Origin of the sequence: Cupriavidus lacunae, from assembly GCF_003353055.1 — a bacterium.
Lineage (GTDB): Bacteria > Pseudomonadota > Gammaproteobacteria > Burkholderiales > Burkholderiaceae > Cupriavidus > Cupriavidus lacunae.
On sequence record NZ_QKWJ01000062.1, the window covers coordinates 1 to 22,563 of the forward strand.

The 22,563-nt window shown below is 62.4% G+C and carries 21 protein-coding genes and 1 pseudogene; 6 read left to right on the top strand and 16 right to left on the bottom strand.

Annotation, left to right across the window (positions count from 1 at the left end; all coding sequences use genetic code 11):
• The first annotated feature begins 557 nt into the window (after window positions 1-557).
• Window positions 558-1,088 carry a GGDEF domain-containing protein gene (locus DN412_RS31165; protein WP_244222845.1) on the top strand — a complete coding sequence of 177 codons (531 nt, stop codon included), beginning with the start codon at window positions 558-560 and terminating at the stop codon, window positions 1,086-1,088.
• Between the two features lie 359 nt (window positions 1,089-1,447).
• Here DN412_RS31165 and hfq read toward each other — a convergent pair.
• Window positions 1,448-1,652: pseudogene (hfq, locus tag DN412_RS44825) on the bottom strand (RNA chaperone Hfq); the annotation flags it as partial.
• 485 nt (window positions 1,653-2,137) lie between these two features.
• On the opposite strand from hfq, the gene DN412_RS31175 reads away from it, so the two are divergent.
• Window positions 2,138-2,557: a GNAT family N-acetyltransferase gene (locus DN412_RS31175; protein ID WP_115215103.1), complete on the top strand. Its 420-nt coding sequence runs from the start codon at window positions 2,138-2,140 to the stop codon at window positions 2,555-2,557.
• A gap of 37 nt (window positions 2,558-2,594) precedes the next feature.
• On the opposite strand, the gene DN412_RS31180 is transcribed toward DN412_RS31175, so the two are convergent.
• Window positions 2,595-2,918, bottom strand: coding sequence for an H-NS histone family protein (locus DN412_RS31180; protein ID WP_115215104.1), 324 nt, complete (start codon window positions 2,916-2,918; stop codon window positions 2,595-2,597).
• Window positions 2,919-3,103: 185 nt separating this feature from the next.
• Between DN412_RS31180 and DN412_RS31185 the strand changes: the two genes are divergently transcribed.
• Both DN412_RS31185 and DN412_RS31190 read left to right on the top strand, forming a co-directional pair.
• Window positions 3,104-3,847 carry a DNA/RNA non-specific endonuclease gene (locus DN412_RS31185; RefSeq protein ID WP_115215105.1) on the top strand — a complete coding sequence of 248 codons (744 nt, stop codon included), beginning with the start codon at window positions 3,104-3,106 and terminating at the stop codon, window positions 3,845-3,847.
• Window positions 3,848-4,065: 218 nt separating this feature from the next.
• Window positions 4,066-4,440 (top strand): PHA-granule associated protein 4, encoded by a 375-nt coding sequence (locus DN412_RS31190; protein WP_115215106.1) that lies wholly within the window; start codon window positions 4,066-4,068, stop codon window positions 4,438-4,440.
• A 175-nt stretch (window positions 4,441-4,615) separates the two neighbouring features.
• Here the strand turns inward: DN412_RS31190 and DN412_RS31195 are convergent, their stop codons facing one another.
• Window positions 4,616-7,081, bottom strand: a complete 2,466-nt coding sequence (locus tag DN412_RS31195; protein ID WP_115215107.1) for a DUF2339 domain-containing protein — start codon at window positions 7,079-7,081, stop codon at window positions 4,616-4,618.
• A gap of 1,669 nt (window positions 7,082-8,750) precedes the next feature.
• On the bottom strand, window positions 8,751-9,413 hold the full coding sequence (locus DN412_RS31215) for a DUF429 domain-containing protein (RefSeq protein ID WP_115215111.1): 663 nt from the start codon (window positions 9,411-9,413) through the stop codon (window positions 8,751-8,753).
• A 128-nt stretch (window positions 9,414-9,541) separates the two neighbouring features.
• On the opposite strand from DN412_RS31215, the gene DN412_RS31220 reads away from it, so the two are divergent.
• Window positions 9,542-9,850: a hypothetical protein gene (locus tag DN412_RS31220; protein ID WP_115215112.1), complete on the top strand. Its 309-nt coding sequence runs from the start codon at window positions 9,542-9,544 to the stop codon at window positions 9,848-9,850.
• 238 nt (window positions 9,851-10,088) lie between these two features.
• Here the strand turns inward: DN412_RS31220 and DN412_RS31225 are convergent, their stop codons facing one another.
• The 12 genes from DN412_RS31225 to flgB form a co-directional block, all read right to left on the bottom strand.
• Window positions 10,089-10,283 carry a helix-turn-helix transcriptional regulator gene (locus DN412_RS31225; protein ID WP_115215113.1) on the bottom strand — a complete coding sequence of 65 codons (195 nt, stop codon included), beginning with the start codon at window positions 10,281-10,283 and terminating at the stop codon, window positions 10,089-10,091.
• A 334-nt stretch (window positions 10,284-10,617) separates the two neighbouring features.
• Complete coding sequence (flgL, locus tag DN412_RS31230; RefSeq protein WP_115215114.1) at window positions 10,618-11,844, bottom strand: flagellar hook-associated protein FlgL; 1,227 nt, start codon at window positions 11,842-11,844, stop codon at window positions 10,618-10,620.
• A gap of 36 nt (window positions 11,845-11,880) precedes the next feature.
• On the bottom strand, window positions 11,881-13,803 hold the full coding sequence (gene flgK / locus DN412_RS31235; protein WP_115215115.1) for a flagellar hook-associated protein FlgK: 1,923 nt from the start codon (window positions 13,801-13,803) through the stop codon (window positions 11,881-11,883).
• 222 nt (window positions 13,804-14,025) lie between these two features.
• A complete protein-coding gene (flgJ, locus tag DN412_RS31240) occupies window positions 14,026-15,069 on the bottom strand; it encodes a flagellar assembly peptidoglycan hydrolase FlgJ (protein ID WP_115215116.1) in 1,044 nt (347 codons plus the stop codon).
• Window positions 15,070-15,071: 2 nt separating this feature from the next.
• Window positions 15,072-16,241 carry a flagellar basal body P-ring protein FlgI gene (locus tag DN412_RS31245; protein ID WP_115215117.1) on the bottom strand — a complete coding sequence of 390 codons (1,170 nt, stop codon included), beginning with the start codon at window positions 16,239-16,241 and terminating at the stop codon, window positions 15,072-15,074.
• On the bottom strand, window positions 16,225-16,929 hold the full coding sequence (gene flgH, locus DN412_RS31250) for a flagellar basal body L-ring protein FlgH (protein WP_425267458.1): 705 nt from the start codon (window positions 16,927-16,929) through the stop codon (window positions 16,225-16,227). Before flgH ends, DN412_RS31245 begins: the two co-directional genes overlap by 17 nt.
• A gap of 5 nt (window positions 16,930-16,934) precedes the next feature.
• Complete coding sequence (flgG, locus tag DN412_RS31255) at window positions 16,935-17,720, bottom strand: flagellar basal-body rod protein FlgG (RefSeq protein ID WP_115215118.1); 786 nt, start codon at window positions 17,718-17,720, stop codon at window positions 16,935-16,937.
• 32 nt (window positions 17,721-17,752) lie between these two features.
• Entirely contained in the window at window positions 17,753-18,496 is a 744-nt protein-coding gene (flgF, locus tag DN412_RS31260; RefSeq protein ID WP_115215119.1) for a flagellar basal-body rod protein FlgF, read from the bottom strand.
• Between the two features lie 43 nt (window positions 18,497-18,539).
• Window positions 18,540-19,793 (bottom strand): flagellar hook protein FlgE, encoded by a 1,254-nt coding sequence (flgE, locus tag DN412_RS31265; protein ID WP_115215120.1) that lies wholly within the window; start codon window positions 19,791-19,793, stop codon window positions 18,540-18,542.
• Between the two features lie 61 nt (window positions 19,794-19,854).
• Window positions 19,855-20,529, bottom strand: a complete 675-nt coding sequence (locus tag DN412_RS31270) for a flagellar hook assembly protein FlgD (protein WP_115215121.1) — start codon at window positions 20,527-20,529, stop codon at window positions 19,855-19,857.
• Between the two features lie 36 nt (window positions 20,530-20,565).
• Window positions 20,566-20,973: a flagellar basal body rod protein FlgC gene (flgC, locus tag DN412_RS31275; RefSeq protein WP_078199006.1), complete on the bottom strand. Its 408-nt coding sequence runs from the start codon at window positions 20,971-20,973 to the stop codon at window positions 20,566-20,568.
• A gap of 7 nt (window positions 20,974-20,980) precedes the next feature.
• On the bottom strand, window positions 20,981-21,388 hold the full coding sequence (gene flgB / locus DN412_RS31280; protein ID WP_078199005.1) for a flagellar basal body rod protein FlgB: 408 nt from the start codon (window positions 21,386-21,388) through the stop codon (window positions 20,981-20,983).
• Window positions 21,389-21,657: 269 nt separating this feature from the next.
• On the opposite strand from flgB, the gene flgA reads away from it, so the two are divergent.
• Window positions 21,658-22,473, top strand: coding sequence for a flagellar basal body P-ring formation chaperone FlgA (gene flgA, locus DN412_RS31285; protein WP_115215122.1), 816 nt, complete (start codon window positions 21,658-21,660; stop codon window positions 22,471-22,473).
• The last annotated feature ends 90 nt before the right edge of the window (window positions 22,474-22,563 follow it).

The following is a 22,563-nucleotide window of genomic DNA, read 5'->3' on the forward strand; positions in this document are numbered from 1 at the left end:
CGCTACGCTGCGCAGGGGATTCTCCCCGCGCAAAATCAGGGCAGCGCTGTTCCGCTGCATGTGAAGAAATGGATGCAGCTTAAACTCGGTTGAAATCTGTCTTGACCGAGGGGTCCACTTTAGTCCGGCAAGGCCCTAAAGGGCCGCAAGCATCGCAGATTCGCAAGCTTTAACTCCCGCAGCGCACCTCTGCAGCAAACAAGAAAGCCCTCCGCCATTGTGAAGGGCTTTTCGTTTGCTGCGCTTTCCGCCATTGTGACCCGCATCTTGGTATTCAGAGGCAATGTCGTCACCGGCTTCGAAGCCAGCGTGGCTTTGCGTTCGGTGCTCGGCGACGTCGATGCCGACTTAGCGCCAAGTTTTCCAGCTAGACATTGGCACTCACCTGCGCACAGCTAGTCGACGGAGCCCTGAAATGTCCTCCATCCGCCGAATCTTCGCATGCACGTCTTGGATAGCCTTACTTCCGCTGGTCAGCTCGGCGTCCGTAATCACTGCAATTTTTTGCTTCCAACGACGCTAGTGCTGGGGCTACCGCAACTCGCATCGCAGATAGATTGCCAAATCGACGCGAGCTGCGCGATAGGCTGGAACGGATGCTGGCCAAGCGTGCGAAAGGGCATGGTTCAGCCTTGGCAGTGATGTATCTCGACCTCGACGGCTTCAAACCGGTGAACGACAAGTTCGGGCATTATGCCGGCGACGAAGTCCTGGTAAGCGCTGCGAACCGATTGGCAAAGATGCTGCAGCGAGGCGAGTTGGCAGCACGCCTGGGAGGTGATGAATTCGCGGTTGTCGTGGAAGACGCCTCGCCTGCCGCTTGCTCCGAGCTTGCCCGGCAGATTATCCACCAGATTTCCGAGCCTTATTTGCTGTCAACCGGCGGTACAGTACGCATCGGCATCAGCATCGGGATTGCGCTCGCCGCCGACGGCGACTCATTCGAGCGGTTGATTAAGCGGTCCGACACGGCTCTGTATTCAGCAAAGGCAGCAGGAAAGGGAGCGTTTCGCTTCTTTGGTGGCATGGCCGAATCGGGACCAGCTATGCCCGAAGCGACCAGTTCTTCGTCTGGCACGTGCCAGTAGTCGAATCACCACCGCGCGGCATCCACCCTGCCTGCAACTGCCGACGGCCCCAGGTCGCCGCGCGTTGCCATTATGCGCCCCGGAAAAACGCAGCGGCTCGGCCTCACGGCTAGCGGATTGTAGAAACGAGCGCCACAGCAAACATTCCGCGCAGCCGCGCCCGACGCCACAAGACTTCCGCGTTGGCTGACACGATTCTCTACTCGCCTGTCGAAGAAATGGCGCTGCAGGATACTACTCTCCTCCATTGCCATTCGCAGGACGACGCTTTCGCGTGACCACGCGAGGCGTCGCAGACTCATTGTCTGGGGTCTTGTCTTGGGCGGTACGCGTCCCGGAGCCCGACGACTCACGCACCTGCCCCTGTAATTGAATCGTGGATATCGCGCTCTTGTAAATGGCCTGTGCGCCGCTGGGCGCGCTTAGTATCACTACGAACTGGTCGAACGACACGATTGACCCGCTCAGTCTGACGCCATTGACCAGGTACACCTCAACAGGCTTCCGCTCCTTGCGCGCTCTGCTGAGAAAGTCATTTTGCGGAGAGGATTGCTCAGGCTGCATAAATGTCTCGACAGACGCAGTCGCTTGCCCCACCCGCCTTTCACTGCTCGGCTTCCCTGCGGGCCAAACAGGACGACGTGCAAAGCTAGTTATTAGACGGGGGGAGAGGCTTTCGCCTCGGCCGCTGCGCCTCACTACCGGCGTCTCGACCGCGACGAAGAGAGTCCCCCAGGTTGGAAAAATATAGATGCGCTTCCAGATTGCAAAGAACTTTCTTGCTCCGAGTTCCGTCAAGCAGAGCGACTTACAATCACTTACAAAATGCGACACCCTGCAGTGATAGCCTTATCGAACTAATAGCTGCAGCGTTCAAGAGCAAGAAGCGGCGACACAGGAGCGTGCCAATTCTGAAGCAGGTGGAGAACAGCACCGGCTCGCTGGCACCCCATTGGCTGAGCTCAACGGACCGTAGCAGCTGCAAACTTAGTGACTCAAATTGCTGCGCTCCCGTCTTCAGCTCGCACGTAACACGGGGAGATGCTGCGATGGTAATGAGCGTGCAGGTTCGGGCAGCAAAGGCGGCTGATTGGCCTTCAATCGTTGATATTTTAGATAGCTGTGGCTTGCCAACTGATTTCGTCGGCGATTCATCACACTTCTTTCAAGTCGCGGTATTGGGCGAGCAGGTGGTAGGATGTGCTTGTACAGAGCAATACGACGAAACCGTTGTTGTGCGGTCTGTGGCCGTGACTCCTGAACATCATGGCCAACACATCACCACCCACCTTGTTGGCACTGCTCTAACGCGAGCCCGAGCGGAAGGCTGTACAAAGGCTGTGCTTATCGCTGCAGGGGGCGATGATTTCTCACCCCCTGAGCTCGAATTGCCCGAAGAGGTAAGTCTGTCTGCTGATTTCGTGCGGAGGTTTGGTTTTAATCGACGCTCGAAGCATCCCGTCGACTAGCCCCCAAATTCCTCCGCACGCGGCCGTACACTCCCACTCAGGCTTCTGGAATCAAAAATTTCGTCCGATTCTTGCCGAGCCACGCCGGCGCGCGCCCGCGTCCCGACCAAGTCGCACCAGTCTTCGGGTCCAAGTATTTTGGCGGCAGTTCGGACTTTGCTTTCGTCGCAGCCTTGGCCTTGCCATCGCCAGCAGGACGGCCACGGCGGCGCTTCGCGGCAATGTCGTCCACGGTGAGCTCATACTCAGCCATCAGGCCTTGAATTTTCTCGATGACGCCAGCGATTTCTGTCGCGCGAACCTCGGCCAATTGGGCTTCGAGCGCTTCCTTCTCTGCAATCAGTTGTTTGTATGTGGCCATTTAAAATATCCTTTTCTTTGTTGGTGACTCATATCGTACAGCACTCTTCTGAGTTTTCACTGACTTTGCGAGTCGAACCTATCCGTGAGAGATTAGGTAGCTGCTGAATTATCCCTTTGTGAGTGCTATCCTTCCGGCCCCTTCCTCGCAATCAGGAAGGGATAGACAGCCAAAGGAAGGAATCAATGCATCTTGTTTCACGGCTGGCCGCAGCCGCCGCCATTTGCCTTAGCTTCACCGCCCCGGTTCAAGCAGCAACGGACTTTGACCGTTGCCCGCAGTTCTTTGCACAAGGGGCTATCCCGCAGGTCCGAAGCCAAAACCTTAAGCCGCGCGCCCTGTGTTTTGATTCGTTTGCCGTATTGCATTCCGGCACGACGAAGACACCAGTCTATGTCGCCGAGCGACTGAATGCAGAGCAAGTCGCTGACGCGCAGGATGAAGAACGGACAAACCGCTTCTTCGCTGATGCTCGACTACCCCGGGCAGAACGCGCTGAGCTCGATGACTACAAGAGCTCCGGCTATGACCGAGGCCACATGGCGCCCGCTGGAGATATGCCGAATGCCACGGCCATGGCGCAGAGCTTCTCGCTGGCCAATATGGTGCCCCAGGCCCCACAGAATAATAGGAAGAGCTGGGCAGGCATCGAGAAATCAACGCGCAAATACGTTCGGCGCGCCAAGGGGGATGTGTACGTCATCACCGGGCCGGTGTTCGGGGCTGCCGCTCCAACCACCATCGGACCGGACCAAGTGTGGGTGCCGCAATACCTGTTCAAGCTTGTGTATGACTCGACAACCCATCGCGCTTGGGCGCATTGGATTGAGAATTCAGATTCAGCGCACGCTGGACAGCCCATTACGTATCGTGAGCTTGTCAAACGAACTGGCGTGGACTTTCTTCCCAGTGTCCCAATAGCGGAATGACGCTCAGCTAAGACATGCTGACGTTTAATTGTCATCGTCAAGCCTTGCACAGCTGACACCGGCGGGCCCTCCGGCCCGCCTAGCAATCTTTCTCCAAGCACTTGTTCCCCTGTAGCGAAGCCGCGATTGCGCAAGCGTGCGGCAGCGGTTAGGGTGTGTGCATCGCCGCACCGCAACAAAGGCGGGCGCGCGCAACATGAAGTGAGGGAGGAAGCACCGTGACAACAGCATGCGCCAGGAGCAAGACGGAAGCGCTGCGCCTTCTTGACACCAGGGGGATAACCGCGCTGGATTTGGACTACGAGTCAGGGTGGCAGGACGCTATCGAGCTCGGCCGGCGGGGGCAGAAGACAGGGATACGCGTCGAGTATCGCAGCCACGAGAATATTGCCGTCAAGTCGGTGGCGGCATTGGTTGCGGGCTTGTCGCGACCAAAGATAACGTTCCGTCAGCGCAATCTGTACTGTCAGTTCGAACTAAGTGCATTGTCGGCAGGTGAACTGGAGCTGTTGGAGGCAAAGGCGGCCAAGGTTGGGGACTACATCCTGGCAGGGCACTTGATGAGAGAGGTGGATGCAGAGTGGGCAGACTAACCCGTCGTCTGAGGCCCGCCTCCCCCTAGCACTGCACACGGTTCCACCCCGACTGGAGGTAACCCCCAACTGTGCGCCGAAGCTGATGTGGCAACGCCCGCCGGTGAGCCACCAACCCCATTTCGGAACGGGTAGCGAGAGTCGGGGTTATTCAGGTTACCCGTAACGGTCGTGGCTACTCTTCAGGCGGTCGTGGGGACAGGTAGCCCAACCCAATAAAGGCTACGCCGGTCACCAGAAACACGAGAACTTTGGACACCAGCGAGAAAGTCGACAGGTCAAGAAACAGCATCTTGCCAATCAGAAGCACGATTGCGGTACCCCCTGCAGACCACAGACCTCGATTCCGAGCCTTAGTGGCATACACGACAGTAGCAATACCGCCAGCCGCCCAAAGTATGGAAACCCAAGGCTGCATCGCCCTTTCCAGCAACAGCCAGATAGCCCCCTTATCCAACTGATACGCGAGACCAATTAGCTGCAGCGCGGTTCCGATAAGTAGCGCGCCGCTCAGTCCATACACGCCGGCCCGGAAAGCCGCACCCCACTTGCTGCCAACGTTGCGAGCAACCAGAAGCAGCATCGCAACCGATAGCCATTTCAGCAATTCAGCTACGCCATTGAACTGGCCGACCATTGTCGACAGCAGTAGCAAACAGCCGGAAAAAATCCCTGCCTCATCAGCCCGATAGTCGGTGCCTTGCCTCTTGGTCAAGGCGCAGGCGCATACGGCCCAGCCCGCCCAGAGCAGGCCGATGGCGGTGACTTGCAGACTGAGCGACATGGAGAACAGGCGCACCACTCGCAGCAATTCGACCGACGCCACTACCGGCAACAAAAGGGATGCCGGCCCTCTGAGCAATGCAGCCTTCGGCTCGGTCTTTGATACCACCCCCAAGGTAGTCGATACGAGGTACGCACTAGCAGCCAAACATGCGACCAGAACCAACTCCCGCCTTGCCAAGAATGCAGGCGCGTCTTTCGGTAGCTCGGACACCCACAGGTTAAACCCCGCCACCACCACCCAGAGAGCGCTCCAGCGAAGCTCATTCCAGTTCAGCTGACGCCCAATCGCAGTACTTACCAAGGCCCACCCGAGGAACCACCAGGTGGGGTGCACCGGCTGATGAACCAAATCTCCGAGCGAGGCATAGCATAGCAACAGCGGCGCAAATACCACGTAGGCTTTGGCTCGAACCAGAGAGCCCTTTGCAAAGAAGCCTGCGAGCAGAGCAACTATCCCAGCCAGCGCCAAAGGCAACCGATTAACTTCCGTCATAGTAATGAAGCTCGCCAAAGACGCCAGGGCCCAGTAGACAAAGGCTACTCGCTCTGCCCAGATGTTCTCTGTGGACCAAGCAAGCATGACCAATGCCATTGCGGAAACCGACAGCGCCAATGCCCGGGTTGCGCCTTCCAACCCGATACCGATGCTGACAAGACCAAGTACAGCGGCAATGACCAGTAGCCAAGTTCGCATCTGGCGGCCTCGGGCAAACCACCAGGTAACAAGGTAGACCACGACAACAGGAATCAAGGTCACCGCACAAAATGACCTCGAGAAGCCTGCTTTTTGATGCAAAAAAATGTCCATGGCTACAGGCGCAAATGTCAGCAGGCCAACAATTGAAGCCAGCTGAGGAAGCGGCCGCGCCCTTCGAGCTGCCGCCCAATACAGCCCCGTTGCACTGTAGACGGTAATGAGCGAAAGCAAGCCGCCTGCGGCGGCAATACTTGAGTCGCTCTGAAGAGTCCAGGCGCTCCCCAGCAAGAGAGCAACCCCACCTAGCGAAGCGCTGGCCAAGGAGGGCATATCAAGTCTCAACGCTGCTCCCAGGCTTAGCAGGCTGACACCAAGAGTGTAAAGTGCCAGACCGTCAAATGAGCCTCCAGCTGAGGCAATCACTGGGGTCAGCAATCCGCCCGCGAGTCCCATGAACGCGAAGAGTCCCTCTCTTCGCCATATCGCCCATCCAAACGCTGCTATTGAAACGACGCCTAGCAAAGTAAAGGCTGTAGCAGTAGAGACCAGCTCGTAGCCTTGATAGGCCCAGAGCACGCACACATACTGAACAGCCAGTGCACCACCTTGAAGGATGGAAGCCATCGCACTTCGCTCGTCGGCAAAGCGCAACGTTCCCAAGAAAACGGCAAGACCGGCCATCGCGACCAGAACGATGCGCACTGCCGGCGGGAGAACGTTGTTGGCAGCAAGCCAGGAGAACAGAAACCCGACGCTTACCAACACCAGTAAAACGCCAAGAAACGCAAATGGGTTGCGCTTCACAAGGTTGGCGACAGAGTTTGTGACCTGGCTAAAGGCGGATGGCTCGGCGGGTACGGAGAGAGTGGGTACCGGTCGCTCGACTACGGGCACTGGGGGAGTTGGCCGCGCGGGTCTCATGTCCTCGGTTGGTGACGTGTACTTCGCGGCTTCTGGGGCCAGCGAGTCAAGAACGGTAACCGGGCCACCCACTTCCGCGTCGGAAGCAGTGGGCTTGCCCTCCCTCATAAGCTGCTTAGCCTCTGCTTCCAGCCCCTTGATACGCCTTTCTAGCTCGGAGATGCGCTTCAAGGCATGGTTCGCAGCGTACAGGCCGCCCCCTGCGAGGATTAAGGCAAGAATGTCCACCGAAGTCATAGGCCCTTCCTTTCGGAGTTGATGTGCCTAGTATCTGATTGGCCGTTAGTTTTGATGTTTTCGCTTTTGAACGGCCAATTCCTGAAAATCAATGGGTTAGGCCTCTGAGGCCGACAATTTCGCCGGCAGGAACGTCAGCAGCATCTGGATGATAGGCCTCCACCATTGTGCTCAAAATAGCACCTCGAAATCACAGCCAGAAGCGTAAATGGTTGTCGTGACCATGTTGGGTCGGGTCGCGGCGGCTAGGGGGCGCTGGTCGGCTCAGCGAGGGCTCGCCAGGTTTCTACGGGCCCTTTCCTTTGGCCAAGGCTCGGCTACACTGTATATTCATACAGTATCTGTAAACAGGCCATGCTTCCAGAACCTGCGAATTGCCCGTTGTGCGGCGCGGCCGCCGAACGGATACGGTCGTCCCCGCTACGCGGGTTCAAATACACCTGCCCGTCGTGTGGCTCGTTCGCCATCGAGTCTGCGGCGCTGGCTTGCCTGCTTGCCCCTGCTTCGACACGGCAAGACGTGGTGCGAATGCGGGCGTATGGACATCTGCCGCTCATCCAGCGCGATAAGCAGGGTGTGCGGGTAGGCCCTAGCCGGGTATAGGGCATGCGCGCCCTCGTGCCATGTCGTGCAGTCGCACTAAGGAGAGTCGTCGGCACTCAGTTGCCCACGGCGGCCCGACCAGCCGAGGCAGCGCCGATTGAGGAATCGAATCATGGGTAACAGCCACAGGGCTTCGAAGTGCCATCTCCGAGGAGACAGCCTCAACGAGCCCCCAGTGCTTGGGGCTAACGGCATCCTCGCCCGTATCCCGGGACAGTACGTTTCGGCCGCTCTGGGCCTCCTGCCACCTGCGGCATCAACGCTGGCGCGCCATCAAGAGATTGAAATGGATGCAGGACCTGCAGGAAGAGTTCGCTTCTTCGCAGAGAAAATGCGAGCCCGGCACCACCGGCACTCCCACTACTTCTGGTCGGTGTACCGTGCGGAGCCGGTGAGCGTTGAGAATCCGCTCTGATGCGTTTTGCGCGGGGTCGCTGCTGCCTACGCTCTCGTTCCTCTAACTAGAAGTCCCGAGACGTCAGGACTATGCGGTGGTTTATTGGCACCCTGCGACTCCTGGCCGCAGCATCTCTGATGCGTTCCCATCCATGCATGAACGACCCGAGAATTACATGGTTCCTACCGGCGGGGATTCTTCCGCCATTCTTCAGTGCAGTAGCCCTATAAATACGGCTCGCGGCTTCAATAGTCATCGGCACCGTTTTGGGCTTCGCTTGGTTTCCGACTTGTCGTTGGACGCCTTGGTTGTTGCCTGCGGTCCGACCACGTACTTTCGCCGGTTTTGATGTAGTCGACATGATTGCCTCACTGTTTCGTTGGTTTTTCGTGCGGGCGATGCGTCGCCCTGAACGAAAATCTATTCATCAACCGAGGAATCTGAAACCCACATTCGATGGAAAAGTTTTCTTGGTGTCGCCGAGGCTTCAGTATCTCCGTTCCTGGCCTGCGAACCTCCCCCGTTGCGTAGGGGAAGGTGCCGCGCGCCAAAGGCGTCTAGGGTACGTGGCTGGCTCATGCTGCCGCACAACAAACTAAATGTGAGCACAAACTTACTTCTCTTGGAATTACCCCAGTACCGTAGAGGCTGCGTTCCGCGGTGCGGAGTTCAAAGGAGGGAGCGAATTTCCCAGATGTCAGCATCGGGTACGAAGATGTATCCGCCAGGACCGTCCCCGTAGGCTCGCGTTTTCCCCCGGAGCAAGAGCTGTGCTGTCAGTGCGCAGAGCGCGGCATCCACGGCATCAATAGAGGTTAGAGACCTGGTATCGATGCCCGCATCTTCCAGCAACTTGCGTCGCTGAACGCGCTTCAGCTTGGCAGAGGCGACCTCTTTGCCGAGCAGCGAACAAGTAATAGCGTGCGGGAACGTCTCGAAGGTGACCCTTCCTCCGAGGTAGAGCTTCTCGGTCAGCAGCGGGTAACTCGGGGCGAAAGTCTGGAAGACCCTCTCCCCGCTAAACATCCAACCATAGAATCCACTGGTGCTTGCCAGGGCTCGCTCCTGTGTCGGAGTCGAAAAGCAGAATATTCTCTCTCTGGAGAGTTCCTTTTCCGCAAGCCTCCCCGCCCCATCCAGACTCCAGCGGCATGGTGAGTCGATGCCAACGGCTGCAACGTTGTGCCGAAGACATTGCTGGTACAAGTCGCCCGGATTGCTGCTCTTCCCGACGCAGTCAATCTCGCGGCCTCGCAAGATGACAAGGTGACATCCCTTCCTTGCGCCTCCGATATCGATGCCGGCAACGGTGCCTGAAGCATTCGTTTCCAATAACGTCTCCTACTCTCGCTGACCAATTTGGCTCGACTACGGTTGTGCTAACGAGGCCGTTGGCGCAGTAGCATAATAACCGGCCTCTCCGCACTTACTTGGCACGCACACTGACCTGGAGACTTGCCATGCTCCGTCGCACGCCCACCGCAGCAACCGCTCACGCGACGCTTGCCGATGCGCTCCCCGAACTCTGGTGGGACGGCACGTGGCTCGTGTTGTCCAACCGGCTGCCGCAGCCGGGTCGCGCCCCAGCTTATCTGCATGTGCTGATTGATATCCGAGCGGGCACGTGCCCAGCGACCGCCATAGACAACGCCCCGCTTGGGGCACGAGTCGGTAACTGGCTCGACGCCGCAGTGAAGGAGCGCCACCGTCCGGTGCGGGTCTTTACCGACAATCCGCAGACCATTAATTTGGGCACGCTGGCGAGTTGAGGCGCTGCCTACGGCGTGTCGACGATGTGCCATCCCCGCAGTTCTGGCCCCGCCAGCGTGGGCATGCTGATGCAATCGGTGGTTGACACCGTCGCCTGCTTGCTCCGTGCCAACCCGCTCGGCAAGGATGCTGCTGACCCGTCCCTTGCACGCTGGCTTTTGAGGACTGGCGACTGCAGTACAACGATGCTTCGGCCCGCGGGCCAGGAGCGACGCCGGGAAGCCGCGGCCGACGCAGTTAAGGCGCATTCCGCGCTAGCCAGAAATCGACGTCCGCCTGGCGCCAGCGAAGTGGAAAATTGGGGCCAAGATGCGCAGGTGGTGGCAAAGAATGCGACTTGGTTTTCGCGCGGCGAAGAATGGTGACCGGGGTGACCTTGAAGATGGCGGCAAGGTCGTGGGCGTCGAGGTAGTCGGCTGGCGGCAGGTTCATAACCTGTATAGCAACCTCTTTCCCGAAGCAAGTCAGGAATTTACACGCGAGCCAAACTGCTAAATTTAAAACCGACTATTTGTACTGTTTAGCTGATACCAGCTTCCGGAGACCGCCACTCCATAAAGTTAGTAATCACCAACCAATATCTTCGACCCAAAAACCGCGGGTGGTGCTCCGGAACGTCCAGTGCGCATCATCGCAAAAATATAGCTGCAAGCCTTGCTGGACAAGGGATGCAGCCGGATTGAGTTGTGCTGGGCAGCTATTTATTTGTGGCTTTCGCAGTTATGTATTTTTCATTGCCACATGAATGGCCCATCACCCAAGCGCATCACCCCAAATACTTAAACAAATTCAGCCCCTGAATCTGCATAAACGACTGCTGCGCCCCTTGCAGCGCCGTCTGCCGCTGGTAGTAATCGGTAATCGCGGAAGCGTAATCCAGGTCCTGCAGGCCCGAAAGCGTCTGCGAGTAAGTCAGGTCACGATTGGTACCGACGGTATTGAGCGAATCCAGTTCCTGCATGCGCGAGCCGACCGATGCGCGTACCGTCAGCACGTTGTCCAGCGAGTTGGCGAACTGGCGGATGCCGGTGGCGACGGTGTTGCTCAGGTTGGCGCGATCGGTGTCGGTGGCAAGCGGAGCATTGAGTGCGTTGATGACCGACTTCAGGTTGGAGAACATGTCGGTGCCGGCCTGCTTTGCCGGCTCGACGCTGATGGTGTCGCCATTCTGGGGCGTGCCGCTGACCGTAAAGCTGACGCCCGCCACCTGGATCTGCGATGGCGAGCCAAAGTTGACCGCACCGCCGACCGGCGTTGCCGGCGTGGTGCTCTCGTCGGTGATGGTGTACTGCATCGTACCGGCGCCATTGGCCTGGAACGTCAGCTTCAGCGGCTTGCCGTAGAGCGGATCGGTCGGATCGGTTGTCGATACCTGGCCGTAGGTCGCGGTGCCGGTATTGGTGCTGCTGCCCTTGAGCACGTAGCCCGAGGAGCTCTGCACGCTCTGGAATATGTCGCGGCCGTTGTCGCCGCCGGCCATTTGCCGGGACACGTCCACCTGCATCATCTGGTGGCCGGTATCGCCCAGGTAAGACACACCGCCCGCGTTTTCCGAGAAAGGCGCCGAGCCGGTCTGCGTGCCGCCGAACAGGTACTGGCCGTTGCCGTCGTCGGAGTTGGCCAGGCCCAGCAGCTGGTCGTACAGGCCCTTCAGCGCGGTGGCGACCGAGGCGCGGTCGCTGTCGCTCATGGTGCCGTTGCCGGCCTGGACCAGCAGCGTCTGGATATTCTGCGTGACAGTGGTAACGGACTGCAGCGCGTTTTCTTCGGTGGACAGCGCATTGTTGGTCTGCTTGCGCGACGTGGCGTACTGGCCGTTGACGGCCTGCGCCTGCGAAACGCCCAGCGCGCGCGTGGCGGCGACCGGGTCGTCGGACGGGGTCAGTATGCTGCGGCCCGTGCCGAGCTGTTGCTGGATGTGCAGCAGGGAGCCCTGCTGGAGGTTCATCGAGGCCAGGCCTTGCTGGTACAGGGTTGAGCTTGCGACGCGCATTTCGTATTCCCTCTCAGTTCTGTTGGCTGGCGGCGCTTACCTGCCGATGCCGATGATCGTGTCGAACAGCGTGGTGGCGGTCTGGATGACGCGGGCATTGGCCTGGTAGAGCTGCTGGAACTTCAGCATGGAAACCGTTTCCTCATCCATGTTTACGCCAGACACCGACTGCTGGGCGGTCTTGATCTGCGTGGTGATGCTGTCCTGCGAGGTCGAGGCAATCTTGATTGACTTGGCGCGGGTGCCGACATCGTTCACCAGCTGGGCATAGGCATCGCTGTAGCTCGACACGCCGCCAATGGTCTTGGCCGTCTGCAGCTTGGCCAGTGCCAGCGCATTGCCGTTGTTGGAGACCGCACCGGCATTGCTTGACAGCGTGAACGAATCGCCCGTACTGGGCGTGCCGCCGAAACTGAACGTCAGGCCGTTGATGGTGTAGTCGGTGTTACCGCCGTTCGGCACGCCCACGGGCGCGGGCACCAGCGCTGCGCCGGTCGAATCGGTGAAGTCATACCCCGCACCGTTGTACTTGGCCGTGATCTTCCCTGCCGGCAGGCTGAAGCCTGGCGCAACTTTGCTGAGCGAAGCCGTGCCGCTGCCGGTGTTGGCAGCCGCGGCATCGGCGCGCGCCGGCGATGCCGCCGCCACCTTGGCCGGATCGGAGATCGCCATGTCGAAGCCGGTCGCGGCATTGCGGGTCGGCTGGATCATGAACGAGTCGTTGGCGCCCATCGCGGCATTGATCTGCACGTTGAAGCCGTCCGCGCTGAAGCTCAGCGGATAGGTGGCGCCCGCAGCCGGCACGGCGGCGGTGACCTGCTGGTTGTCGGACAGGCGCGTCAGCGTGTAGTTGGTGCCGTCGAAGTGCAGCGAATAATCGCTGGTGGTCAGCGCCGACGTATTGGTGATGCTGGCGGTCGCAACCGTGGTCTTGACGCTGTTGTTGGCATTGGGCAGCACGGTCGCGGTGCCCAGCTGGAACATGTCGGTGCCGATGGCGCCGTTCAGGTCCACGCCCAGCTTGTGCTGGTCGTTGAAGGTCTGCCCGATCACCAGCGAGAGCCGGCCGATCGCGCTTTGCGCGGCATCGAGCGTCTCGGAGCGGAACTGGAGCAGGCCGCCCAGCGAGCCGCCCGCGATGGCGCCGGCTTCGCTCTCGAAGACGCCGCCGTTGGCCAGCGTGTAGGCAACCGCGGTACGGTTCGGATCGGCGGCCGAGGGCACGGCCTTCAGGTCGTACGAGTCGCTGCCCATCACCAGCGGCTGGCCATTGCCGACGAACACGTTGTACGTGCCGCCGTCCTGCACCACCACCTTGGCGCCCACCAGCTTGGTCAGCTCGGCCACGGCCTGGTCGCGCTGGTCCAGCAGGTCATTGGGCGGCTGGCCGCCCGACGCGGCCTTGAGCTTGGTGATTTCCTGGTTCAGGTTGGCGATCTGCTTGGTATAGGCATTGACCTGGGTGACGGCCGTGCCGACCTGTTCATTGACGCCCGATTGCAGCTGCTTGAAGTAGTTGCTGGCCGAACGGACCTGGCCCACCAGCGCTTGTCCGGCGGACAGCATGCCCTGGCGCGCAGCCGGGTCGGCCGGGGTATCGGCAACCGCCTGCACGGCGGCAAAGAACTTCTGCATCAGCGGCGCCAGCCCGCCCTTCTGGTCGGCCAGCAGGTTGTCGATCTGGCTGATCTGGTCGGAGTACGTCGACAGCGCCGAGCTGGCCGAGGTCGCGCCACGCAACTGCCCAGTCAGGAACTCGTCATAGACGCGGATCACCGTGGTCGTGTTCGAGCCGTAGCCAAAGAAGCCCTGGCTGGTGTACTGGCCGCCGGCCGACGCCACGATGGTGTTCTGGCGCGAATAGCCTTCGGTCGCCGAATTGGCGAAGTTGTGGCCCGTCGTCGTCAGCGCGTTCTGCGCGGTGTTCAGGCCGGAAAGGCCAATACTGAAGAGAGACATGGTGCTCTGACCCCGGATTTGTAGGACTGCCGCGGCGTGGGCCGGCGGTGTGGATGTGGAAGATATCGGCTGATTGGGGGCGGGACTTTAGGCCGGAAAATGGATTCAAACGCACTGTCGCCCGCTGCGCGGCGGTTTTCTCCCCTCTCCCGCCGGGCGGGAGAGGGGTGCCGGGTTCATGCGGTGTCAGCTACGGCTGGCGCCAGGGCTACACCCCTGCCCTCAGGCCGCCACCTTCTTCATGATCTTCACCAGCTTGTGCCCGTATGCCGGATCGGTCGCATAGCCCGCGCGCTGCAGGCCGTGCGCCGCTTCTTCGGCGGACGCCGCACTGACCACGCCCGCATAGCGCGGGTTGGTCGTCAGCAAGCGCGCATAGTCGGCACAGGCCTCGTCGTACGAGCCATAGGCGCGGAACTTCGCCCGCACCTTCTGCGGCTGGCCGTCGATGTATTCGGTGGTGGTGATCTCCGCGACGCGGCCCTTCCAGTTCGGGCCGGCCTTGATGCCGAAGACGTTGAACGTGGTTGAGCCGTCGGCGTGCGCGATCTCGCGCTGGCCCCAGCCGGACTCCAGCGCGGCCTGCCCGACGATCAGCCGGGCCGGCACGCCGCTGGCGCGCGCGGCGGCTTCAGCGGGCCCGGCCATGCGCGCGACAAAGGCGCTGACGTGAGCCGGTGCGTCGTCCGGCAACCGTCCCAGCCTGTCGTCACCCTGACCACGGTCCGCGTACGACTGCGGCTGGTACTGCCGCAGGCCGGCAGTGGGATTCCAGTGCTGCCCCGGCACCATGGTGCCGATGGCGGCCAGGTCGGCCAGCTCGCTGCCGTCGGCAGGCGTGGCAGCGGCACCGCGGCTGTCGAGCAGCCTTGCCATCTCGGCATCCGCGGCCTTGCCGGATTCGGCCGGGCTCATGGCATTCATGCCAGGCGGCATTGCCGTGCCCGTGGCGCGCGCCAGCTGGCGCACCATGACATCTGCCAGGCCGATCCCGCGCGACGACATCTGCTGCGCCAGCTGCTGGTCCATCATCGACATGTAGAGCTTGCTCTGCTCATTGTCGAACAGGCCGTCTTGCGGCGTGGCATCGCGCATGCTCTTGAGCACCATCTGCGTGAACACCGCCTCGAACTGCCTGGCGGCGGCCTGCAGCGTATTGGCGTCGGCGCCGCTGCGCGCGCTGTGCTTGAGCGCCTCGAAGCCCTGCGTGTCCAGCGCAAAGCGCTGGGTCAGGTCGGCACCTTGCGGCGGTAGTGCGGCGTTCATGCTCAGATCACTTCCAGCTCGGCGCGCAGCGCTCCGGCCGCGCGCATGGCTTCCAGGATGGTCTGCAGGTCGGCCGGGGTGGCGCCCAGCGCGTTCAGGCCCTTGACCACGGCGGCCAGCGAGGCGCCCGCCTTGACGATCTGCAGCGAGCCGCCCTGCTGCTTCATGTCGATCTGCGACACCGGCGCCACCACGGTCTGCCCGCCGCTGAACGGCGCGGGCTGGCTGATCACGGGTTGCGTGTTGATCACCACCGACAGGTTGCCGTGCGCCACCGCGCAGTCTTCCACGGTCACCGCCTGGTTCATCACGATGGAACCGGTGCGGGCGTTCAGGATCACCTTGGCGGCGGCCTTGGCCGGGGTCACGTCGATATTCTCGATGCGAGCCAGGAAGCCCACCCGCGCCGCCGCCGATGCCGGCGCGCGCACCTGCACCACGCGGCCGTCCAGCGCCGCCGCGACGCCGCCGCCCATGGAGCGGTTGATGGCCTCCACCACGCGCTCGGCGGTGCCGAAGTCCGTGTCCTTCAGTTCCAGGTTGAGCACGCCGCCATCGGGCTGGAACGGCGCCACCGCGCGCTCCACGATGGCGCCATTGGCAATGCGGCCCACCGCCAGCTGGTTGATCTGCACCTTGCTGCCGTTGGCCGACGCGCCCGCGCCGCCCACCAGCATATTGCCCTGGGCGATGGCGTAGACCTGGCCGTCGGCACCCTTGAGCGGGGTCATCAGCAGCGTGCCGCCGCGCAGGCTCTTGGCATTGCCCATCGACGAGACCACGATGTCGAGCTGGCTGCCGGGTTGCGCGAACGCGGGCAGCGACGCGGTCACCATCACCGCCGCCACGTTCTTGAGCTGCATGTTCTTGCCGGCCGGCAGCGTGATCCCCAGTTGCGAGAGCATGTTGGTCAGGCTCTGCGTGGTGAACGGCGTCTGCATGGTCTGGTCGCCGGTGTTGTCCAGGCCAACCACCAGGCCGTAGCCCACCAGCGGGTTCTCGCGCACGCCCTGGAAGGTGGCCAGGTTCTTCAGGCGTTCGGCCTTGGCGACGGTGGCAAAGGCGCCAAAGGCCACGCCAAGCGCCAGGCCGATCACGCTCAGGCGCAGCAGGCGGGACAGGAAACGGGCGAGCATGGGAGCAGACATGGCGCGGTCAGAACGGAGAAACATTGAGGAAGAAGCGCTGCAGCCAGCCCATGTTCTGCGCTTCGTCGATCACGCCCTTGGCGGTGTATTCGATGCGCGCGTCGGCCACCTGCGTCGACAGCACGGCGTTGTCGCCGGTGATCGTGCGCGGGTTGACCACGCCGGAGAAGCGGATGAACTCGGCCCCCTGGTTGATGGCCATCTGCTTTTCGCCGGAGACCACCAGGTTGCCGTTGGTCAGCACCTCCAGCACCGTGACGGTGATGGTGCCGTTGAAGGTGTTGGCCGCGCTGGCGCCGCCGCTGGCCTTCATGGTGTTGGCGCCGTTGATGTTGGCGTTCTGGCTGCTGCCGAACAGGCCACCGAGCGCGCGCGGCACGGCATCGAACGCCAGCGCGGCGTTGCCGGTGCGGCTGGTGTTGGTGCCGGAATTCTTGGTGGCGTTGACGTTCTCAGTGATCAGGATCGTCAGGATGTCGCCCACATTGCGCGGACGCCGGTCCTCGAACAGCGGGTTGCCGGCGTACGACGACTGGTAGATCGAGCCCGAGGCCGGGCCCATCGGCCGCGGCTCCGCGCGCGCGGTGGTGGGCAGTTGCACCAGCGGCTCGCGCGGCACCAGCGCGCAGCCGCCGCTGGCCAGCACGGCAAGGCCAGCCAGGCAATGCAGCGCGAGCGCCCCGAAGCGGGACAGCGAGGCGGCCATGTTCACTTCGTTCATCCCATCTGCGACAGGCGTTGCAGCATCTGGTCGGAGGTCTGCACTGCCTTGCTGTTGATTTCGTAGGCGCGCTGGGTCTGGATCATGCTCACCAGCTCTTCCACGACATTCACGTTGGAAGCCTCGACGTAGTTCTGCTGCACCATGCCCGCGCCGTTCAGGCCCGGCACGCTGGTGTTGGGCGCGCCCGAGGCATCGGTCTGCACGTACAGGTTCTCGCCCTTGCTTTCCAGGCCGGCCGGGTTCATGAAGGTGGCCAGCTGCAGTTGCCCCACCTGCACGTTGGCGCTGGAGCCTGGCTGCGTCACCGATACCGTGCCGTCGCGCCCGACGGTCATCGACAGCGTGTTGGCCGGGATGGTGATGGCGGGCTGGATCACGAAGCCGCTGGAGGTCACCAGCTGGCCGTTCTGGTCGACCTGGAACGAGCCATCGCGGGTGTAGGCGGTGGTGCCGTCGGGCAGCGCCACCTGGAAGAAGCCCTGGCCGATGATGGCCACGTCCTTGGCATTGCCGGTCTGCTGCGGGTTGCCCTGGGTATGGATGCGCTCGGTGGCCACGGGACGAACGCCGGTGCCCAGCTGCATGCCGGAGGGCAGCGTGGTCTGGTCCGACGACAGCGCGCCGGGCTGGCGGATGGTCTGGTACATCAGTTCCTCGAACACCGCGCGGCCGCGCTTGAAGCCGTTGGTCGACACGTTGGCCAGGTTGTTCGAGATCACGTCCATCTGCGTCTGCTGCGCATCGAGGCCGGTCTTGGCAATCCAGAGAGAGCGGATCATGTGGTCCTTGCTAGTTCGTTCGTTCAGTCGGGTCAGTTGGTCGAGAGCAGCTGGTTGGCGCGCTGCTCGTTGCCGTCCGTGCCCTGGATCATCTTCATCTGCATCTCGAAGCGGCGGGCATTGGCGATCATGTCGACCATGGCTTCGGTCGGATTGACGTTGCTGCCTTCCAGCGCGGCCGAGACCACGCTAACGGTGGGATCGGCGGCCAGCGGCTGCGCGCCGGGGCGCAGCCGGAACAGGCCGTCATCGCCGCGCGCAATAGCGTCGTTGGGCGGATTCACCACGCGCAGCTTGCCCACCTGGGCCAGGCCGGCAGAGGCTTCACCCGGGCCGCGCGCGGTGATGGTGCCGTCGCTGCCGATGGTCACCTGCGAACCCGGCGGCACCGAGAGCGGGCCGCCGTCGCCCATCACCGGCAGGCCGGAGAGGGTCTGCACCTGCCCGTCCTGCGCCACCTGCAAGGCGCCGGCGCGGGTGTAGGCTTCGCTGCCATCCGGCGCCTGCACCACCAGCCAGCCGTTGCCCTGCAGGGCCACGTCCAGCGCGCGGCCGGTGTAGGTCAGCGGGCCCGCACGCATGTCCGCGCCCGGCGTGGACGCCAGCGTGAAAGCGCGCGTGGGCGACTCCTGGCCGGTCACCGGCACCGCGCGGTACAGGTTGATCTGCGCGCGGAATCCCGGCGTCGACACATTGGCGAGGTTGTTCGATACCGCCGCTTGCTGGTCGAGTATCTGCTTGGCGCCCGAGAGGGCGGTGTAGATCATGCGGTCCATGCGCTTTCCTTTGCTACGCCTGCGCGGTAGATCCCGTGCATCACTAGATGTTCATAAGCGTCTGCATGACCTGATCCTGCGCCTTGATGGTCTGCGCATTCGCCTGGTAGTTGCGCTGGGCGACGATCAGGTTGACGAGTTCGCTCGACAGGTTCACGTTGGAACTTTCCACCGCATTCGACTTGAGCTGGCCGAGGGTGCCGCCCGGCGCATTGAGCAGCGCCGTGCCGGACGCGCCGGTGGCGGTCCAGACGTTGTCGCCCGCGGATTTCAAGCCTTCGGCGTTGCCGAAGCCGGCCAGTACGACCTGGCCCAGCGACTGAGTCTGTTGGTTGGAGTAGCTGGCGAGGACCGTGCCGTCCGACTGGACTGCAAAGCCCAGCAGGCTGCCAGTGGAGTAGCCATTCTGCGTGACAGATTTGGGGTCGTTGGGCCCGCTGTACTGTGTGGAGCCGGTCAGATCAATCGTGGCGGTCAGGGCTGCCGCGCCGTTGTTCAGGCCGCCCGCGCCGGTGGCGGGAATGGTGATCGCGCTCGCCAGCGCTGGGGCATTCGCGCCGCCTGCGGGAATCAGCTTGCCGGTCGCATCGAACGACACGATATTGTTGGCGACTTCGTTGCCGGCCGCATCACGCACGGACATCATCCATGGCGAGGTCGGGGGCGGGCCGGCAACCGCGGCCTGCTTCACGAAGTAAGCGGTAAGCTGCTGCGCGTTGCCCAGCGAGTCGAACACCTGCACCGTGCTGGCGTAGTTGAAGCTCGATGCGGGCGGAACGCCATTGGCGACAGGGAACGTGGTGGGGGTGATCACGTTCGTGCCCGAGTCCAGGTTGAGCTGGATCGACAGACTTGTAGTGGCCTTCGGCGCCATCTGCGCATTGGAAACCACCATCGGTTGCGGCTGCACGCCGGCGCCGGCGGATACGCCGCTCGGATAGCCCGTCAGCAGCAGGCCCTGGGCATTGGTCAGGTGGCCATCGTCGGTACGCAGGAACTGGCCGTTGCGGGAGTAGTACACCTGGCCGGCAGCATCTTGAAGACGAAAGAAGCCACTGCCGTTGGTGATCGCCACGTCCAGTGAGCGCCCGGTCGACTCGATATTGCCCTGGTTGAACGACTGTACCACCTTGCTGACGCGCGTACCCAGGCCGACTTGTGCGCCGGCGAAGACGTCGGCGAACTGCACGGTGGATTGCTTGAAGCCAACCGTATTGGCGTTGGCGATATTGTTGCCGATCACGTCCAGGTTCTGCGCCGCGGCGTCGATGCCGCTCAATCCTTGACCGAAACCCATGATTTCTCCTCTTTTCCAGTATTCCGATTGCTGCCCGGCACCAAGTCAGCCGGCCACGTAGCTAGAGAATGCGGCGGACGTCGTCCACGCCCGCGCTCTGGCCGTTGCCGATATCGACCAGCACGCCGTTCGTATCGCCGCTGACGCTCTGCACCTTGCCGTAGACCAGCGCAACCGGCTGCACCGAGGTGCCGTTGGCGGTGGCGTTGACCTTGAAGGTGTAGTCACCGTCGGCAACGGCCACGCCGGCGTCGTTCTTGCCGTCCCAGGCAATGTCGTGCACGCCGGCCACCTGGCCCTTCATGTCAATGGTGCGCACCACGGTGCCGTCCTTGTCGACCACGCTGACCGTCACGGCGTCGGCGGTGGAAGGAATGTCCACGCCGATCTGGCTGGCAACGCCGTCCTTCACCGAGACCTGCGAGCCCGGCACCATGACCGTATGCCCGATCAGCCCGGCGGAGTTCATCGCGCGGCCGGCGCTCACCTGGCCCAGCAATTGGGTCAACGTGCCGTTCATGGTCTGCATGCTGCTCACCGTGCTGATCTGCGCCAGCTGCGAAGTGAGCTGGGAGTTGTCCATCGGGTTGAGCGGATCCTGGTTGTTCATCTGCGTCACAAGCATCTTGAGGAAGTTGTTCTGCAGGTCGGCGGCGCTGGCGCTGCCGCTCTTGAGGGCATCGTTGATGCCCTGCGTACTCTGGGTATTGCTGCTGACTGAGGTTGTGGTCGTCATGTCGCGATCCGGTTCAGTTTGTCCTGGTTGACGTCGTCACTGACCGATCGTCAGCGTCTTGAGCATCATGGTCTTGGCGGTGTTGAGCACCTCCACATTGGCCTGGTACGAACGCGAGGCCGAGATCATGTTGACCATCTCTTCCACCGGATTCACGTTGGGCATCGTCACGTAGCCTTCGGCATTGGCCAGCGGATGCGTGGGGTTGTGCACCATGCGCGGCGGCGACGGGTCTTCCATCACGCCTTCGACCTGCACGCCGCCCACGTCGCTCTGGCCGGGCGTGGGCGCCAGGCCGAAGATCACCTGCTTGGCGCGGTAGGCCTGCCCGTTGGGGCTGACGATGCTGTCCGCGTTGGCCAGGTTGGACGCGGTCACGTTCATCCGCTGCGACTGCGCCGCCATGGCGGAACCGGCGACTTCGAAGATATTCATGGCTGGCATGCTGGCCTCACTGCTGGATCGCGGCCAGCATGGTCTTGATCTTGGAGCTCATCACCGCAAGACCGGATTCGAAGTGCACCGTGTTGTCGGCAAAGGCCACGCGCTCGGTATTCATTTCCACGGTGTTGCCATCCACGCTGGATTGCAGCGGGATGCGGTAGGCCAGGTCGAAATCCTCGCGGCCCGGTGCCTGCGCGGGCAGGTGGCGCACCGAGGTGGTGGACAGCGACATGCCTTCATTGCGGTGGCCGCGCTCGACGCTCTGCGCCAGCGTGCTGGAGAAATCGAAGTCGCGCGCCTTATAGCCAGGCGTGTCCGCGTGCGCGATGTTGGAGGCAATCACTGACTGCCGCTGGTTGCGCAGGCTCAACGCTTCCTGCTGGAAACGTAGCGCCGCGTCGAGTCTGTCAATCATCTGGCATCTCCCTGCTCACGAAAACGCTCACGAAATCGCTCACGAGAACGGAGCGAACGACCTTCTTCAGGGTTGCCATCTTAGGCGGGGACCTGTCACGCCAATCGGATGAATAAGGACGGGAAATCCGCGCATTTCGGCCCGCCCGCGCGCGAGGGCCTGCCTACAATGGGACCCCGATGACAGATGTAAACGGGGCGCGCGGCCAGTCACGGGGCGGTGCGCAAGGCATGCCTTGCATGCCGTGCCGTCCTTGCCGGGAAGTCCAGATGAAACCGAATCGCCGCAACGCCCGCAGCCTGGCATACGCCCTGCTGGGCGCCTGCCTGCTTGGCCCGGCCGCCGCCGGTGCCGCGCCGGCGCAGGTCACGCCCGTCGCCATGCAGGCGCCGGCCGCGCACGGCCAGCAGCAGGCGGCTTATGTTGCCAACCCCGCTGCCAGTCCGGCTGCCACCGCCGCTGCCGGCCCCTTTGCCGAAGACCCCGCACGCGTGGCGGTCGAACGCTTCCTGCTGCAGCAGACCGCCGGCCTGCCGGGCAAGGTCAGCGTGCAGGTGGCGCCGCCGTCGGGCGGCCGCGCGCCCGAATGCGTCGCGCCCGACCCGTTCCTGCCCGCCGGCGCTTCGCCGTGGGGGCGCGTCTCGGTAGGCGTGCGCTGCGGCGGCGAGCGGCCCTGGGTGCGCTATATGCAGGCGCGCGTGTCGGTGCTGACTGACTATTACGTTGCCGCGCGCGCGCTGGGCCCGGGCGAGCCGGTCAGCCAGGCCGATATCGAAGTGCGCCAGGGCGACCTGGGCACGCTGCCGCGCGCGGTGATCACCGACCCGGCGCAGCTTGCCGGCGCGGTCACCGCCAACCGGATCGCTGCCGGCTCGCCGCTGCGCAGCGACCTGCTGCGCAAGGCCATCGCCGTGCGTCAGGGCCAGACCGTTACCGTGGCCGTGGAAGGCGAGGCCTTCCAGATCACCAGCGAAGGCAAGGTGCTGGCCGACGCCGCCACCGGCAATACCGTGCAGGTGCGCCTGCGCAGCGGCCAGGTGGTCAACGGGCTGGTACGCAGCGGCGACACCGTCGTGCTGCAATAGTCCTGCGCAAAGTGCTGTAATCGTGGCCAGAAAGACTGGAAATCCGGGGCAACAGGCGTGCGAAAATGCCGCCGAAGCCGCCATGCAGCG

Bases quoted from the DNA above. Each gene is read 5' to 3' on its own strand.
- DN412_RS31175 (WP_115215103.1), top strand. From the start codon at position 2,138: ATGGTAATGAGCGTGCAGGTTCGGGCAGCAAAGGCGGCTGATTGGCCT.
- DN412_RS31180 (WP_115215104.1), bottom strand. From the start codon at position 2,918: ATGGCCACATACAAACAACTGATTGCAGAGAAGGAAGCGCTCGAAGCC.
- DN412_RS31185 (WP_115215105.1), top strand. From the start codon at position 3,104: ATGCATCTTGTTTCACGGCTGGCCGCAGCCGCCGCCATTTGCCTTAGC.
- DN412_RS31195 (WP_115215107.1), bottom strand. From the start codon at position 7,081: ATGACTTCGGTGGACATTCTTGCCTTAATCCTCGCAGGGGGCGGCCTG.
- DN412_RS31220 (WP_115215112.1), top strand. From the start codon at position 9,542: ATGCTCCGTCGCACGCCCACCGCAGCAACCGCTCACGCGACGCTTGCC.
- DN412_RS31225 (WP_115215113.1), bottom strand. From the start codon at position 10,283: ATGAACCTGCCGCCAGCCGACTACCTCGACGCCCACGACCTTGCCGCC.
- flgL (WP_115215114.1), bottom strand. From the start codon at position 11,844: ATGCGCGTCGCAAGCTCAACCCTGTACCAGCAAGGCCTGGCCTCGATG.
- flgK (WP_115215115.1), bottom strand. From the start codon at position 13,803: ATGTCTCTCTTCAGTATTGGCCTTTCCGGCCTGAACACCGCGCAGAAC.
- flgJ (WP_115215116.1), bottom strand. From the start codon at position 15,069: ATGAACGCCGCACTACCGCCGCAAGGTGCCGACCTGACCCAGCGCTTT.
- DN412_RS31245 (WP_115215117.1), bottom strand. From the start codon at position 16,241: ATGTTTCTCCGTTCTGACCGCGCCATGTCTGCTCCCATGCTCGCCCGT.
- flgG (WP_115215118.1), bottom strand. From the start codon at position 17,720: ATGATCCGCTCTCTCTGGATTGCCAAGACCGGCCTCGATGCGCAGCAG.
- flgF (WP_115215119.1), bottom strand. From the start codon at position 18,496: ATGGACCGCATGATCTACACCGCCCTCTCGGGCGCCAAGCAGATACTC.
- flgE (WP_115215120.1), bottom strand. From the start codon at position 19,793: ATGGGTTTCGGTCAAGGATTGAGCGGCATCGACGCCGCGGCGCAGAAC.
- DN412_RS31270 (WP_115215121.1), bottom strand. From the start codon at position 20,529: ATGACGACCACAACCTCAGTCAGCAGCAATACCCAGAGTACGCAGGGC.
- flgC (WP_078199006.1), bottom strand. From the start codon at position 20,973: ATGCCAGCCATGAATATCTTCGAAGTCGCCGGTTCCGCCATGGCGGCG.
- flgB (WP_078199005.1), bottom strand. From the start codon at position 21,388: ATGATTGACAGACTCGACGCGGCGCTACGTTTCCAGCAGGAAGCGTTG.
- flgA (WP_115215122.1), top strand. From the start codon at position 21,658: ATGAAACCGAATCGCCGCAACGCCCGCAGCCTGGCATACGCCCTGCTG.